Consider the following 15,607-nt stretch of genomic DNA (forward strand, 5'->3'; position numbering starts at 1 on the left):
TTATTATACCATATCAGCTCTCACTTTTATGCTATCAAGTGCTACAAGTTCTTTATTTCTTTGCTTCGCTTTGAATTTCGCCAAAGCTTGTTTGAATGACAGCATCGCCTCTTACTTTGATCGCTGACGTATGCTCAGTAAATTGTGCAATGATCACTTCACCTTTATCGAGTTTCTCGGAATGGTGAAATCTTGTATCAGAGCCTCTTGTTAGGCCGATGACGTTTACACCATTATCAATGGCTTTAATCACCACAAAATCAGATGCTTTATTTTCACTCATTTTGTTCACCTTCCATCTATTGAATTAGTCGTTTTTAATAAAGGAAAGCACTTCTGCTCTTGCGGCTGCATCATTTGCAAATGTGCCGCGGACGGCTGAGGTCACTGTTTTAGCGCCTGGCTTTTTCACTCCGCGCATCGTCATACACATATGCTCTGCTTCAACGACAATCATCACGCCATGCGGATTAAGTGTTTCCACCATACTATCTGCAATCGTTGATGTAATGCGTTCCTGAAGCTGCGGGCGTTTTGCCACGGCTTCTACAGCTCTTGCCAGCTTACTAAGTCCCGTTACTTTTCCTCCGCGCGGAATATAAGCGACATGGGCTTTCCCGTAGAAAGGCACAAGGTGGTGTTCACACATTGAATGGAAAGCAATATCTTTTACAAGGACGAGTTCTTCGTGGTCTTCGCCAAAAATGGTTTTAAAATGTTCTTTTGGATCTTCATTTAATCCTGAGAACACTTCTTCATACATTTTTGCGACTCGTTTTGGGGTATCAAGAAGTCCTTCACGATCCGGATCTTCTCCGATTGCTTTTAATATATCGCGTACTGCGTGTTCGATTAATTCTTTATTTATTTCACTCATGTATTATATCCTCCAAAGGCGATTACATTTCATTCAGATTCTAGCACACTTCAGATCCTAAAAGCAAAGGAGAGCGTTCTAAACGAACCTTTTGATTCAAAAGGAAAAGCCCCTTATGAAAGGGGCTTTTCTAGACCAGTGTGAAACTGTATATGTATAACTCCTTCAACAGGATCATTACACATAACGATTATTTACCTGCCACCGCGTCTTTAAGTGCTTTACCTGGTTTGAAAGCAGGTACTTTGCTTGCAGGGATTTCGATCTCTGCACCAGTTTGTGGGTTACGTCCTTTACGAGCTGAACGCTCACGTACTTCAAAGTTACCAAAACCAATAAGTTGGATTTTGTCACCATTTTTAAGTGCATCTAAAATTGTATCAAAAACAGAATCAACTGCTTTTGTCGCGTCTTTTTTAGATAACTCGCTTGCTTCAGCAACCGCGTTAATAAGTTCTGTCTTGTTCATGCCTTTCACCTCCTCCCAAAAATATGCATTCAGTAGATTGTTATCATTTCTTCACAATTCATCTTCTTTCTATACCCTTTTTCAGAAAAAAAGAGCGTCTAGAAAGCGTTATACATGGCTTTTCATTAGAAAACATCTCTTTGAAGGAATGTTTGTCCAACAAAGTGAAGATTTTCTGTAAGTAGATTAACACATATGAAATACCATATCAAGCATTTTAAAGGGAAGAATCCTTATTCGTCAAGGATTAAGGGCACTTTTGCGAACGAATATTCCTAATTTCAGCCTGAATCTGACTAATCTTTATACAATTGTCTTTTTATGACTCATTCTACACGCAAAAAAAAGACCCCATCAATGAGAGGTCTCACTTGCTATAAAATAATCGCGATCAAACCGCCTGATCCTTCGTTAATGATTCTTTCAAGCGTTTCCTTCAGCTTATATCTTGCGTTTTCCGGCATAAGAGACAGCTTCGCTTGAATGCCTTCTCTGACAAGGGAGCTGAGGGAGCGGCCAAATATATCTGAATTCCAAATCGAAAGCGGATCATCTTCAAAATCTTGCATTAAGTAGCGGACGAGCTCTTCACTTTGTTTTTCTGTTCCGATAATCGGTGCAAATTCACTCTCTACATCTACTTTGATCATATGAATAGATGGAGCGACCGCTTTTAATCTCACACCGAATCTTGATCCCTGCCTAATGATTTCTGGCTCATCTAAACTCATATCGGACAACGCTGGCGCTGCAATCCCGTAACCAGTCTGCTTCACCATTTTCAATGCGTCTGATACTTGATCATATTCTGTCTTAGCATGAGCAAAATCTTGCATCAGCTCTAGAAGATGGTCTTTTCCTCTAATTTCTACACCAACCACTTCTTTTAAAATATGATCATATAGATCATCTGGCGCATACAGGTCAATCTCTGCAATCCCCTGACCCATTTCAATTCCTGCTAAACCCGCTCTTTCGATAAAATCAAATTCACTGAATTGACCAACGACACGGTCGACATCTCTTAATCTTTTAATATCCTTTACAGTTTCCTTTACTGAATCCTGATAGCTTTCTCTCAGCCAGTGATCTTCTTTTAGCACCATCACCCAGCTTGGCAGGTTCACATTCACCTCTAGGACTGGGAATTCATATAATGCTTCACGAAGAACGCTGAGTACGTCTTGCTCTCTCATACTCTCTACGCTCATGGCGAGTACTGGAATATCATACTTTTGGCTAAGTTCCTGCCGGAGCGCTTCTGTTTCAGGATGATATGGCCTCACAGAGTTGATGACCATAATAAACGGCTTTCCAACCTCTTTGAGTTCATCAATCACACGTTCTTCAGATTCAATATAATCATGTCTTGGAATTTCTCCAATGGAACCATCTGTTGTAATCACTACACCTATTGTTGAATGCTCTTGAATGACCTTGCGTGTACCAATTTCCGCTGCTTCATGAAACGGGATTGGCTCTTCATACCACGGCGTATTGATCATTCTTGGGCCATTTTCATCTTCATACCCGCGCGCACCAGGGACAGTATATCCCACACAATCGACAAGTCTGATGTTGACATCAAGGCCGTCACTCACGTGAATTGATGCGGCTTGATTCGGTACAAATTTTGGCTCTGTGGTCATAATGGTTTTTCCTGCTGCGCTTTGCGGCAATTCATCCTGTGCCCTTGCACGATCTGCCTCATTATTGATATTCGGGAGCACCACGAGCTCCATAAACTTTTTAATAAACGTAGATTTCCCTGTACGAACAGCGCCAACGACTCCTAAATATATATCGCCTCCTGTTCGTTCAGCGATATCCTTGAAAATATCGACTTTTTCCAAGTGATCCCCTCCCGGACTTGCTATCCTCGTTTTCAAATGAAATACTCTATTCTTCAATCAAACTGTGCTTGAAAGGTGTCTGGACAATATATGTGTATGACGTTGTCCTATTTGAATATGACACCTTTTTGTTTTGAGAGTAAGTTTAGCCATAAAAAAACCTTTCTCCTCATTTATATGCAGAGGAAAAAGGTTCATTCTTATTTATGACGTCTTTTTTTCTAAAAAGGCAGGCTCACCTTTTTTGTTGATGGTATATGGGACAGAAAACGCGGGTACAAACGGGGTTTCCTGCCAATATACATCCTGAATGTTTTCACCTGGTTTCAGCTTTTGCTTCGCATTCTTCAAAATATGAGCAAAATCACTGCGGTAGTCCACATAGATGTCACCGTTTGATGAAATCAGTAATGGGAGGGAATTCCCTGTAACAGGACTTATCACCGCAGGCGGCGATTTTAATCCTAGTTTTTTTTCATTTAACGTATATAAATTGGCTGATACGACTTTGCCGTATGGCGGATATGTATGTTCATCTTGATACACCTTGATTCTAAGCCGTAATTCATTGATGGTCTGCGTCATTTTGACATCAAGCAGTTTCACAGTGGGTTTCTTTTCGACGTCTGTGAGGACATAAATATATTCGCCCCCGCCTTCATAAGATGTAGACGGTACATCGTGTAAATATCTTGGTGACAAGCGCTTAAAGTCGATGACATATTTCTGATAAACCGGCGTGTCTGCTTCTTTTGTTTCTATAGGCAGAAGACCATTTGTTGCTTTTTGAAATTCCTCAATCGCTGTCTGTACACTTTGCAGCTGCTCTTCGTATGACACCCGGTTCTCAGCTTTGCGATTTTCTGGATACAGACATCCTGTTAATAAAATAAGTGCTAACAGCGTGACACTGACTTTTGCTTTGATCATCACATTCTTCCTTTTTCTTTATTCATTAACCGGTCCGCTAATGACAACTAAAAACACAATGATACCTGATATCAGCATCAAGCTGTACGCAACGGTCGAGGCCGTTATTTTAAGAAATTTGCTTTTCAGCTTAAACCTGCTGAAATAAATGGTTACTACGGCTAAAAACATGAGCCCCATTGAACCAAGCGCAAACCACATCTTGATTAAAGCAAAACTCATCGTGCCTGTCCCCCTTCAAAACGAACGAATTGTAAGCGTTTATATTTCATTTTAAACCAAAAATAAGGTAAATATCAATCATTTTTCCAATCATTCAGAAAAAAGCGCATAAAAAAACTGAAGCAAAGAGGGGGACTCTGCTTCAGTCATTGGATCGACTATTTTCCTCATTCTGTAGAGGCAAAGCTCTATTCAAACTTCATTGCTATGTTATGCAAGTCTTCCCCTTCTTGCATCCTCTACATGCCTAAGTTCAGTCTTTCCTTTTATTTTGTTTGGTTTTCAAACATGTTCACAAGGTCTTCCATCTCATGTGTTTTCACACGTGCCATCAATGATTCTACAGCATCGTCAACCTTTTTCCCTTCAAACAGGACGCCGTAAAGAGCCTCTGTAATCGGCATGCTGACCTTGTATTCTTTGGAGAGCTGATAAGCGCCTTTTGTTGTGCGGACGCCTTCGACAACCATGCCCATTTTTTCAAGCACTTCTTCGAGCTTGTATCCTTTACCGAGTAAATTCCCGCAGCGCCAGTTACGCGAATGAACACTTGTACATGTCACGATCAAATCACCAACGCCTGTTAATCCGGCAAATGTAAGGGGATTCCCTCCCATTTTTGTGCCAAGACGTGCGATTTCAGCGAGTCCTCTAGTGATAAGCGCCGCTTTTGCATTGTCACCATATCCAAGTCCGTCTGTGATACCAGCCGCAAGAGCAATGATATTTTTCAATGCGCCGCCAATTTCCACCCCAATCACATCAGGGTTGGTGTACACTCTAAAATGATTGTTCATGAACAAATCTTGAACAAATTGAGCTGCTTCAATGTTTTCTGACGAGACAGTGACAGTTGTCGGATGACGCAGACCTACTTCTTCTGCATGACTCGGCCCTGATAGGACAACGACAGCCTCTCTTTTCTCAGATGGAACTTCTTGTTCAATCATTTGAGAAATTCTAAGAAGTGTATCTGGTTCAATTCCCTTACTGACATGGACAAATGGCACCTTCGATGAGATCAACTCATTTGCCTGCTTCAATACCTCACGAATGGCCTTTGTTGGCACGGCGACAATAACCGCCTCTGTCCCCTCTAAAGCCTGCTTCATATCGGTTGTCGCCTGAATAGACGCTGGCAGTTCGACATTTGGCAAGTAATCATGATTTTCATGTTTCTCATTGATTTGATCAATGAGCTCTTGTCTATGTCCCCACATGTGTACATCATGATGATTATCAGCTAATACAAGCGCAAGAGCTGTTCCCCAGCTGCCTGCTCCAAGTACTGAAATTTTCTTCATCCTGCTCACCCTTTTTATTTTCTCGCTCTCGCAAATATTTTAATTGGTGTTCCTTCAAAACCAAATGCATCTCGAATGCGGTTTTCTAGGAAACGCTCATAAGAAAAGTGCATAAGCTCTGGATCGTTGACAAACACAACGAAGGACGGAGGCTTAATGGCCACCTGTGTTGCATAGTAAATCTTTAGGCGCTGTCCGTTATGGGTCGGCGTTGGATTCATCGCCACCGCATCCATGATGATATCATTTAAAATATTGGTTTGAACGCGCATTGCATGGTTTTCGCTTGCTGTGATAATGGACGGCATTAATGTATGAATTCTCTTTTTCGTAAGAGCAGACATAAACAAGACAGGTGCATAATCAAGGAATTGAAAATGTTCGCGGATGTTTTGCTCAAATTCCTTCATCGTGCGCTCATCTTTTTCAACAGCATCCCATTTGTTCACAATGATGACAACTGCTTTACCAGCTTCGTGTGCATAGCCCGCAATTCGTTTATCCTGCTCAATAATGCCTTCCTCGCCGTCAAGTACAACAGCGACAACATCAGAGCGGTCAATGGCTTTTAATGCACGAAGTACACTGTATTTCTCTGTTGTTTCATATACTTTCCCTTTTTTCCTCATACCTGCTGTATCGACAATGACAAAGTCACGCTGATTGTACGTAAACATCGTATCGACAGCATCTCTTGTTGTACCAGCAATGTTGCTGACAATGACGCGGTCTTCTCCGAGCATCGCATTCACTAAAGAAGATTTCCCTACATTCGGGCGGCCAATTAAGCAGAACTGAACAACTTCTTCAGCATATTGCGTATCCGGCAAGTTCTTAAAGTGTTCTGCCACTGCATCAAGCAGATCACCAAGACCTAATCCGTGCGTTCCAGAAATCGGAAACGGCTCGCCAAATCCGAGTGCATAAAAGTCATACACATCGCTTCTCATTTCAGGGTTGTCCAGTTTATTGACAGCAAGTACAACTGGCTTTTTCGTACGATATAAAATTTTTGCGACTTCTTCATCCGCAGATGTCACGCCATCTCGGCCATTCACCATAAAGATAATGACATCCGCTTCATCCATTGCGATTTCTGCCTGATGGCGAATTTGCGCCAAGAATGGCTCATCACCAATATCAATTCCACCAGTATCTATTAAATTAAAGTCATAATTTAACCATTCAGCAGAGCTATAGATTCGATCTCTTGTTACACCAGGTGTGTCTTCTACAATCGATATTCTTTCGCCTGCGATTCGATTAAAAATTGTAGATTTTCCAACGTTGGGCCTTCCAACAATGGCTACGACAGGTTTACCCATAGTACCCTTCCTTTCAATCCAGCCGCGATTCAATATGTTCATCATCATGTTTCAACCGGGATTTATAATTTTCATTCAGATTTATGAAATAAACCCTTCAAACATGAAGGGTTCAACTTATATATTATATCAATTTTTAATCAGACCACAATGAATAACTTAAAAATGTTTGACAATCAAGTAAAGATCTTCTCCAATGCCGTGTGCAATTCCATCTAAAATGGCCTCTAAATTCATGGCATACATGTCGAGCTCTTCTTTATTTTCACAGAAAAAAACCGCTGTTCCGCCAATGACACGCTCTTTATTTGTTGTTGCCACAGCCAATATAAATTGTTCAATGGTGTTCGCCATGCCCTATTACCTCACTTTCTTTTTAATGAAATCTGTCGGCATTCTTATGGCATTTTCTAAAATAGGCACCTCTTCTAATACACGGACAGCCAAATCTTCACGCTGCCATTGCGGTAAAATGAACACACCAAGTGTACCGGTATTCAAATCACGTTTTGCGAGCGGACAGAGCGATGGTTCACCAGAATCGCGGTACACGCCAAGCACGTTCGATAAATCAAATAAAATGGCTTGCCGCTGTCCAAGGTTGGCAATCGTTGTAGCAGAGTTGAAATTTTTCGGCGTCAAGATAAAGCCCATCCCATGCTCTAAAATGAGCTTTTGCTTTTCAGGCAGCCCGATATTCATAATGTATATATCATTCACATAAAGCCCTGCCCCATCAAAGCGAAGTTCCCCTTTTTGAATGCTGACGATATCCTTTAATTGACTGCCTGACATTAATAGCTTTGCCATGAAAAAACAAAGAATACCGACTACTGTTCCAACAACAAGCGAGAAGAAAATACAGGCTGTCGTTGTAATAAGTGCAGTGAGAATGGCAATATAATTTCGACTTTCAAAGGCAATGGCAATGCCTTCTATATATGTACTGCCTCGTGAGACAAGCTCATACGAATCCATTTGGGTTAACGTATTTCTTTCCATATTTCGGACATCTCGAAATTGTGTGGCTGCCAAAGTGAGAAAGGTAATCGCTGTAAATTCCTCCTGAATTAGTGCAGGCATAATGATCGCACCTAATCCTGACGCAATAAAACCAAGTGCAATGTGAATCACTTGTCCATGAATATACGTCGGGTATTGCCGGTAATCCGTTCTTAACATGTAAAGTCTGGCCGCCATCCCAAAGATGACACCAATAATCACAGGAAACGTATAGTCTGTCATGTTGATTTTGCAGCCCCTTTTACTGATTTTCTTGATGAACGGGCGTTTAAGAGCTTTTCAAGCTGATCGACACCTAATAGGAAGACCGCTCCTTGTACAACGAAGGAAAGAAAAGAGAGATCCCCTAGGACAATTGATGATGTGAGGCGGTGAATCGTCAGCGCATAAAGGGCTTCGCCGAGACATACTGACATCATCCATAAGGTGATTCTTTCCGTTAACGGCTGTCCATATGTCATACACATTAAGATCAGCAGGGCAAATACGACCCAATCCACCTTTATTATCGTGAACCAAACAGGGTCATATAATGCAAACATCATAAAAAAGGCATACGCGCTCACCATCGAGCCCAATTGCATGATTCTCATCATTCGGTAACTAGGCCTATATATGACGAAAGCAGCACATGCATATAAAAAAGTCATCAAGAATCCCGCATTGATGCTCATATCTAAAACGGATATCATGATATGACTGAATATAATATGGACAAGTACACAGATGCCCAGCACGCTGCGCCACAAACTTTTTTCCATGATAAATGTCACCATAATCCAAACGAACCATATAGACCAATAATAGTACAAAGCCTCCAACGCCTCATCACCTCAATTACATTATGGGAAAATCTCCAATTTTTAAACATGCGGATCGTTACCGGCTCTGTATGAAATAAACAAGCGGTGACACCCTAATAACCTGAGGAGGGATACATGATGGGAAAAGATAGACAGGAAAAACGTTTAAAGGCGTCAAAAAGAGTGGAATCTGACCGCGATCAATCCATTCATCATAAAGGTGCAACTGCATTAGAAGGTCCAGAAAGCGCTCGAAAAAGAAATCAATAAAAAAAGGCATGTGATATCACATGCCTCTCTGACTATAGTACGTTGTGTCAACGCCTCTTTCTTTGAGCCAATGACTTGTTTCCCCTGAGATCACAACTTGAGCCTGTCTCAGTTCTTCAATCGTCTTCACGCCAAGCACTGTCATCATCATCTTGATATCTTCTTGAAGTTCCATGATATCTTCGATGAGGCCGCTTTCTCCTCCACTGGTCAATGATTTTAAGAAAAATCCAGCTAGACCAGCAGCAGATGCGCCAAGAGCCATTGATTTGGTTACATCAAGAGCATCTTGAATACCTCCGGAGGCTAAAATCGTTTGACTCTGAAAGGCTGTATGTACTTCAGCAAGACTCGCTGCAGTTGGAATTCCCCATTGATCAAAATAACGAAGTGCTTTTTGGCGTCGGAGATTTTCAATCTTGGAGAAGTTCGTTCCACCAAATCCGCCTACATCAACGGCTGCAACCCCAGTATGGAACAACTTTCCTGCCGTCTCCTTGCTCATGCCAAACCCGACTTCTTTTACAACAACAGGCACACCAACAGATTCAACGATCGCTGCAATCCGCTCAAGCGCCCCCCTGAAATCGCGATCGCCTTCAGGCATGACAATCTCTTGGATGACATTCAGATGAATTTGGAGCATATTCGCCTCGAGCATGTTGACTGCTTCTTGAGCTTGCTTCATTGTCGCTTCACTGCCTAAATTCGCAAAGACAATTCCATCCGGATTGACTTTACGAACGACTTCATATGTTCGTCTTTCTTCTTTATCTTTCAGTGCAGCCATTTGTGATCCAACTGCTACTGGGATATTGGTCTCCTTCGCTGCGATCGATAAAGAGCGGTTGATCTCATAGGTGGATTCTCCGCCTCCGCCAGTCATTGCATTGATAAAAATTGGCGAACCGAAAGTCAGTCCGCCAATTGTCGTATGTGTATCAATTTGTGATGTCGCAAGATCTGGTAAACTGGCGTGAACGAAGGAAACATCATCTAAACCTGTTGCTGCATGCTGGCCAGTGGACAACGCATGCTCAATATGCTGCTTCTTTCTTTCTGCTCGCGTCAATTTTGATCACCAAATTATTTTAGTTTATTGAGTTTATCGCCGATCAGGTCACCAAGTTGGAATCCGCTTGTGTTTTCTTCTTTCGCCTGATATTGACGATAATCCTCTTCGATTTGTTTTTCAGGATTTTCTTCTAAATCACGGATGCTTAGTGAAATGCGCTCTTCGTCTTCATTCACATCAAGCACTTTCACTTTCACAGTCTGCCCTTCTTCAAGGACTTCTTGCGGCGTGCCGATATGTTTATGAGAGATTTGGGAAATATGCACAAGTCCTTCTACACCTGGCAGAATTTCAACAAATGCCCCAAAGCTCACAAGACGTTGAACGGTTCCTTCAAGCACATCACCTTGTTTTACCTTTTCACCAATTTGGCTCCAAGGTCCTGGTAATGTTTCTTTAATAGATAGTGAGATACGTTCGTTATCACGATCAACAGCAAGTACTTTGACCTTGACTTCCTGTCCTTCTTCTACTACGTCAGATGGCTTTTCAACATGCGCATGGGATAGTTGAGAAATGTGAACTAATCCGTCAATGCCGCCAATGTCAACAAATGCACCAAAATCAGTAAGCCGCTGCACTTTACCATCAATCACACTGCCTACTTCAAGCTTTTGCAGGAAGTCTTGCTTTTTGTCTAATTGCTCTTGCTCAACGACTGCACGGTGCGAGAGAATCACGCGATTTTTTTCGCGGTCAAGTTCTACCACGACTAGTGAGAGTGTTTTCCCTTTGTAATCTGTGAAGTCTTCTACATAGTGTGCTTCTACAAGAGATGCAGGAATAAATCCGCGCACACCAATGTCAACGACAAGACCACCTTTTACAACGTCTTTTACTTCAGCTTCAAATACTTCTTTTGTTTCAAACTTTTTCTCTAGGTCTTCCCAAGCGCGGTCTGCATCAACAGCACGTTTAGATAAAATCAAAGCATCGTCTTCGACCTTTGTTACTTTAAGCTCTAACTCGTCGCCATCTTTCACGACATCTGATGCTTTTTCAACGTGAAGACTTGATAATTCACTGATTGGGATGATACCAGGTTGTTTCACATTGACGATATCTACATTGACATGCTTGTCCTCAACTTTAGAAACAATCCCTTTCACTACATCTCCAACCTCTGGTACCTGAACATCGATTTGATTCATTTCCTCTGTCATTTCGATAACCTCCTTGGTCCAAACCTACACAGCTTAGTTAAAACGACTGGGCGAATATGTGTCTTAAGCATGATGATTGCCAGCCGAATATGTATTATAGAAACATTCAAATCAATATAATTGCTTGAATGATCAATAAAAATAGTATTAGTATAAACTTCTAATAAAAGACCTTGTTTGTCAAGAGATAAACCTCTAACTTATAAAAGTTTTCTAAAATTTCTTACTGTTTCTCCACGCGGTCTGCTGCATCTAAAATTTTCCCTGCCACCTCTTGAATAGAAAGGGAAGTGGTGTCAATTTCAATGGCGTCATCCGCTTTCTTCAAAGGTGAAACTTCGCGCTCAGAATCAAGCTTATCGCGTCTTGCAATCTCTTCGATCAGCTGATCGTAATTGACATCGTAGCCTTTTTTCTGATTCTCTTCAAAGCGGCGTTTTGCTCTTTCTTCTACTGATGCAAGCAAGAAAATTTTCACTTCAGCATCTGGAAGTACGTGAGTGCCTATGTCTCTTCCGTCCATAACGACGCCGCCTCGTTTGCCAAGCTCTTGCTGCCTGCGGACCATTTCTTCCCGAACAGCTCTGTGCTTTGCAACAACCGATACCTGGTTGCTTACGCGGTCTGTGCGAATATCCTCTGTGACATCCGTATTGTTTAGATGGACTTTTTGACCCTCGTCTGTTGTTACTAGTTCAATGACCGTTTTTTTCAGTAATGAATCAAGTGCCTGTTCGTCTTCAAGGTCTACACCTTGATTGAGTGCCGCAAGTGTAATCGCGCGGTACATAGCACCTGTATCAATATAAATATATGATTTTTTGGCTGCGACAATTTTTGCCACAGTGCTTTTGCCTGCTGCTGCAGGACCGTCAATTGCTATAGATAATTTCTTTTTCATAATACCTCTCCTTGATTGAATCTCCCTTATGAATTGTAACACGATCACCGCTCAAACGGGGGAATTTTCTATCAATCCTTCTGCTTAAACGTTTCAATCCATTCTTCAATACTCATGTTATTCACACCCTCATACTGCACGACTTTTGACAAAAAAAGCTCTCCTTTCGTCAAATGAAGTGTAATCTGAACAGTTAGCAATAAAACAAGCTGAATGAGCACCACTTTCAATAACCATCTTTCCATTGTCTTCATACAAAAAGCCTCCACGCTAGATTCTTTCCTCTCTAGTATGGAAGCTTTTTACACCCTTTATTCTTATGCTTTTTTCACACGTGTTAAAAGCTGCTGCTGGAAGCAGTATTTCATGATGTGCTGCTGGTGATCATTTGTGATCTCTGAAAACTCCATGATCGCTCTTGTTTTGCCAGACTGTTCATCTTGATATACTCGATTCATCTCTGCAACCGCTTTTATTTTCACGGGCTCTTTTAGGGGAAGTTCAAACTCTGTGACCACTTCTCCATATTCTTTCAATGACACGCCCTCAGGAACAGAAATTGCTACGCCGCCAGCACTCATATTCACAATAAACGTTTCAAAGGCCTCTTCATCCGTTTGCATAATGGTGGCTTTGACCATCGTATCCACTCTCAGATATTCTCTTCGCTGAAGCCGAATCATTTCTTCTTTTGGCGGAATGGAAATAACAATCATCGGGATATCTTCTTTTCTTTTTCCGATGACTTCGCTTGTACATTTGTATGGAATTTGGTTTTCGTCAAAAAAGAAGACGGTGATTTCTGTTTGCTGGTTTAAGTAGATGGTGCGTCCCGTTTCTTTATCAGCTGGATAATTAATGCAAATATCATCGTTATTATTTTCCAAAACCTTCGATTTTGCTGTTTTCACTTCTTTGTTCTCATTGACATATTCAATTGTGATTGCATCCCCTATTTGTAACATTCCTCATCACTCTTTTCATCTGTGAAATCGTATCCTCTCCTATATTAAACCATGTCTAAAACAAAAGGAAAAGACTTATTAGCCTTTTCCTTGTTTCCTTTTCTATAGGTCTTTATATATAGGTTCTGCGTTTTTTAGTTTATCTACTCGTTCTTCTTTTCCAGTATCTGCATTAATGAACATGCGATACGTATCGTTTTTTATCGTTCCGAGGAACTCATAGCACAGAACTTCCTCTGACATATCATTTTGCACAATCGCTAAATGAGTATCTTCGATCTTTACATGCTGATTTAATGTTTTCTTCGCTTCTTTTTGCGAGATTTTAGGTGATTTAATGTCACGTGTTTTATGATTCGTTAAATAATCCTTCGCTGAAAACCCAACAACCTCACCATCGTCCAATGCGACTTTCATGCGTATGCTATCTGGATAAAGCAGAACATTTTTCTGAAGAGGAACATAGGTAAATACACCGATATTATCAAATTGTGCACTTTCATCTAAATGGAACGATTCTGTATCAAACCCTTGCTTCTTTAAAAAGCTGAGTGCTTTTTCTGATGCATCATTTAAACTGATTTTCTGTTTTTTCACGTCACGATTCTGAAGAAGGTAAACTGGGTGTCCTCCTTTTTCAGTTAAGTCTAAATAAAAGTTTGCATGGCTGTCTGGATCAGACATCGATAAGCTGTACACGTCGCGATTGGTTTTGCTGCCGCTTTTTCTCACTTTAAAATGTTGATTATGGTCAGGTGTGAATTGCTGTGCAATGCGGATCGCTTCTTTTTTTGAAATCTTATCGCCTTTTAAATGATTGTATCCTTGTGTTTCTTTTTCTGTGGACACATTTGTAGGCCCAAGATCGACATCTGCAAATGCATCTGCATTTCTCTCGACTGTTTTCAGCCCGTCAATGATGGTGTTGTCGTTCTTTCGATCGCCGTCAGCGAGCGCCATTTCAACATCCATCCATTTTAAGTTTTTATTAAGTACGAGGTGCTGCACTTGTCTAAGTTCGTTTTGGATATCTGACGCTTGATTATATAGAGCTGTAATGGTTTTGTGTGTATCTTTAATTAATGGTTCATCTGATAAAGATTTGACTGATGATTTGTAGCTAAAGTCTCCGACATTCGCCAGAAATTCTTCCGTTTTATTAAAAGGCATCAATGTAAGCGGGAGCTGGCTGACATTGTTATGCGCTTCTGATGACATTCTCCATACATCTGCAAGTGCTGGTGAGATGGATGTTTGGCTGTTCATCGCAAGTGTTGCGCCCAGTTTGTCATGCAGCTGATCCACCTGATACGTTAAATCGTGGAAGGCTCTTTGGTAGTTGTTCTCAGCATGAAGCAGGACGGCGTCTTTTTCTTGATGTTCTTTATAGCCCCAGTAACCTGTTGAGATGACAGCAATTCCTAAAATAGCAATCAATATTCCTCTGATCATTTATTTACACCCCTTTTTATTCGCAGAATATATGTTTCCCGATTCGTTTAATTTGTGGTCTTCCCCAAATCCATGGACTTGTTGCTGTATCAGGATTAAAGTAATAGATGGCGCTCTCAGATGGATCCCAGCCATTGATTGCATCAAATACAGCTTTTTTTGCCGTTTCATCTGGCGTCATATAAAATTGCCCATCTGCTACAGCAGTAAACGCAAGCGGTTCAAAAATGACTCCTGCGATCGTATTTGGAAAGGTCGGATTGTTCAAGCGGTTTAAGATAACGGACGCGATGGCCACCTGTCCTTCATACGGCTCACCTCTTGCTTCACTGTAAACAGCTTGCGACAAGAGCTGAATGTCATTACTAGAAAAACCACCAGGCATGTTGGCTGCTGTTTGTTTTGGTGTTTGATTTCCCTGCTGGCTGCCTGACTGATTGCCGGACTTCCCAGATGATCCACTTTGACTTTTTTGATTTTCTTTTGTACCTTGGGCTGTCTTTTTTTGCGAGCTTTTTTGCGCAGGAGCCTTTGTTTGCTGATCAAGAGGCTTTCCGCCATAATGGGTAAACTGGTTCCCTTGCTGCAGCTGTTTTTGAACAAACTCTTTGTAGTATTTCGTCTTTTGAACTAATAAGTTTTTTGTTTTCTCACCTACAAGTCCATCGACCTTCTTCATGCCAAATTGGCTTTGAAAGTTGCGAACGGCCCAGTACGTCCCCCAGCCATAGACGCCATCGATTTTGCCATTGTAAAACCCATTGTATTGGAGCCGCGCTTGCAGCTCGACTACATCTTCTCCTGTTGCCCCGCGCTGGATGACTTGGCCGGTGAATGCTTCACTTTTACTGGCTGTCAAAAGTGAAGACGCAAGAAGAACGATTGAGAAGATAAGAACAATTTGTTTCATGAAACGAGCTTTATCCATATTTGATCCTCCTGTACTTTTGATGTTTGAATATATGTTTCTTCCGA

19 protein-coding genes are annotated in these 15,607 nt (G+C 41.4%); 1 reads left to right on the forward strand and 18 read right to left on the reverse strand.

The window, feature by feature from the left end:
• Positions 1-52: 52 nt before the first annotated feature.
• The 11 genes from mtrB to MHB41_RS10385 all read right to left on the reverse strand — a co-directional run bounded on the left by mtrB (position 53) and on the right by MHB41_RS10385 (position 8,764).
• Positions 53-283: a trp RNA-binding attenuation protein MtrB gene (mtrB, locus tag MHB41_RS10335; RefSeq protein ID WP_008344541.1), complete on the reverse strand. Its 231-nt coding sequence runs from the start codon at positions 281-283 to the stop codon at positions 53-55.
• A gap of 24 nt (positions 284-307) precedes the next feature.
• Positions 308-877 carry a GTP cyclohydrolase I FolE gene (folE, locus tag MHB41_RS10340; protein ID WP_003215789.1) on the reverse strand — a complete coding sequence of 190 codons (570 nt, stop codon included), beginning with the start codon at positions 875-877 and terminating at the stop codon, positions 308-310.
• 190 nt (positions 878-1,067) lie between these two features.
• The gene (gene hbs, locus MHB41_RS10345) at positions 1,068-1,346 is read right to left on the reverse strand and encodes a non-specific DNA-binding protein Hbs (protein ID WP_003215863.1); all 279 of its coding nucleotides are present in this window, start codon (positions 1,344-1,346) and stop codon (positions 1,068-1,070) included.
• A gap of 374 nt (positions 1,347-1,720) precedes the next feature.
• Complete coding sequence (gene spoIVA, locus MHB41_RS10350) at positions 1,721-3,199, reverse strand: stage IV sporulation protein A (RefSeq protein WP_008344534.1); 1,479 nt, start codon at positions 3,197-3,199, stop codon at positions 1,721-1,723.
• A gap of 204 nt (positions 3,200-3,403) precedes the next feature.
• On the reverse strand, positions 3,404-4,129 hold the full coding sequence (locus tag MHB41_RS10355) for a hypothetical protein (RefSeq protein ID WP_340900175.1): 726 nt from the start codon (positions 4,127-4,129) through the stop codon (positions 3,404-3,406).
• 18 nt (positions 4,130-4,147) lie between these two features.
• A complete protein-coding gene (locus MHB41_RS10360; RefSeq protein WP_041117835.1) occupies positions 4,148-4,351 on the reverse strand; it encodes a DUF2768 domain-containing protein in 204 nt (67 codons plus the stop codon).
• Between the two features lie 266 nt (positions 4,352-4,617).
• Entirely contained in the window at positions 4,618-5,655 is a 1,038-nt protein-coding gene (locus MHB41_RS10365) for an NAD(P)H-dependent glycerol-3-phosphate dehydrogenase (RefSeq protein WP_024428086.1), read from the reverse strand.
• 14 nt (positions 5,656-5,669) lie between these two features.
• Entirely contained in the window at positions 5,670-6,980 is a 1,311-nt protein-coding gene (gene der, locus MHB41_RS10370) for a ribosome biogenesis GTPase Der (RefSeq protein ID WP_034280419.1), read from the reverse strand.
• Positions 6,981-7,139: 159 nt separating this feature from the next.
• Positions 7,140-7,334 (reverse strand): hypothetical protein, encoded by a 195-nt coding sequence (locus tag MHB41_RS10375; protein ID WP_008344527.1) that lies wholly within the window; start codon positions 7,332-7,334, stop codon positions 7,140-7,142.
• A gap of 6 nt (positions 7,335-7,340) precedes the next feature.
• On the reverse strand, positions 7,341-8,225 hold the full coding sequence (locus MHB41_RS10380) for a YIEGIA family protein (protein WP_024422816.1): 885 nt from the start codon (positions 8,223-8,225) through the stop codon (positions 7,341-7,343).
• Complete coding sequence (locus tag MHB41_RS10385) at positions 8,222-8,764, reverse strand: hypothetical protein (RefSeq protein ID WP_034280415.1); 543 nt, start codon at positions 8,762-8,764, stop codon at positions 8,222-8,224. The genes MHB41_RS10380 and MHB41_RS10385 overlap by 4 nt, the downstream gene beginning before the upstream one ends.
• A gap of 180 nt (positions 8,765-8,944) precedes the next feature.
• Between MHB41_RS10385 and MHB41_RS10390 the strand changes: the two genes are divergently transcribed.
• Positions 8,945-9,076 (forward strand): YpzI family protein, encoded by a 132-nt coding sequence (locus tag MHB41_RS10390; RefSeq protein WP_064497540.1) that lies wholly within the window; start codon positions 8,945-8,947, stop codon positions 9,074-9,076.
• Between the two features lie 16 nt (positions 9,077-9,092).
• Here MHB41_RS10390 and fni read toward each other — a convergent pair whose 3' ends face one another.
• The 7 genes from fni to sleB form a co-directional block, all read right to left on the reverse strand.
• The gene (gene fni, locus MHB41_RS10395; protein WP_252049540.1) at positions 9,093-10,148 is read right to left on the reverse strand and encodes a type 2 isopentenyl-diphosphate Delta-isomerase; all 1,056 of its coding nucleotides are present in this window, start codon (positions 10,146-10,148) and stop codon (positions 9,093-9,095) included.
• Between the two features lie 14 nt (positions 10,149-10,162).
• Positions 10,163-11,314 carry a 30S ribosomal protein S1 gene (gene rpsA / locus MHB41_RS10400; protein WP_024422818.1) on the reverse strand — a complete coding sequence of 384 codons (1,152 nt, stop codon included), beginning with the start codon at positions 11,312-11,314 and terminating at the stop codon, positions 10,163-10,165.
• Between the two features lie 223 nt (positions 11,315-11,537).
• The gene (gene cmk / locus MHB41_RS10405; RefSeq protein WP_024428083.1) at positions 11,538-12,215 is read right to left on the reverse strand and encodes a (d)CMP kinase; all 678 of its coding nucleotides are present in this window, start codon (positions 12,213-12,215) and stop codon (positions 11,538-11,540) included.
• 71 nt (positions 12,216-12,286) lie between these two features.
• The gene (locus MHB41_RS10410) at positions 12,287-12,469 is read right to left on the reverse strand and encodes a DUF5359 family protein (RefSeq protein WP_024422820.1); all 183 of its coding nucleotides are present in this window, start codon (positions 12,467-12,469) and stop codon (positions 12,287-12,289) included.
• Positions 12,470-12,532: 63 nt separating this feature from the next.
• Positions 12,533-13,180 (reverse strand): flagellar brake domain-containing protein, encoded by a 648-nt coding sequence (locus MHB41_RS10415; protein ID WP_024422821.1) that lies wholly within the window; start codon positions 13,178-13,180, stop codon positions 12,533-12,535.
• 102 nt (positions 13,181-13,282) lie between these two features.
• On the reverse strand, positions 13,283-14,632 hold the full coding sequence (gene ypeB, locus MHB41_RS10420; protein ID WP_340900174.1) for a germination protein YpeB: 1,350 nt from the start codon (positions 14,630-14,632) through the stop codon (positions 13,283-13,285).
• 16 nt (positions 14,633-14,648) lie between these two features.
• On the reverse strand, positions 14,649-15,560 hold the full coding sequence (gene sleB, locus MHB41_RS10425) for a spore cortex-lytic enzyme (RefSeq protein ID WP_101676905.1): 912 nt from the start codon (positions 15,558-15,560) through the stop codon (positions 14,649-14,651).
• Positions 15,561-15,607: the final 47 nt, after the last annotated feature.

Origin of the sequence: Bacillus sp. FSL H7-0578, from assembly GCF_038630855.1 — a bacterium.
Taxonomy (GTDB): Bacteria; Bacillota; Bacilli; order Bacillales; family Bacillaceae; genus Bacillus; species Bacillus safensis.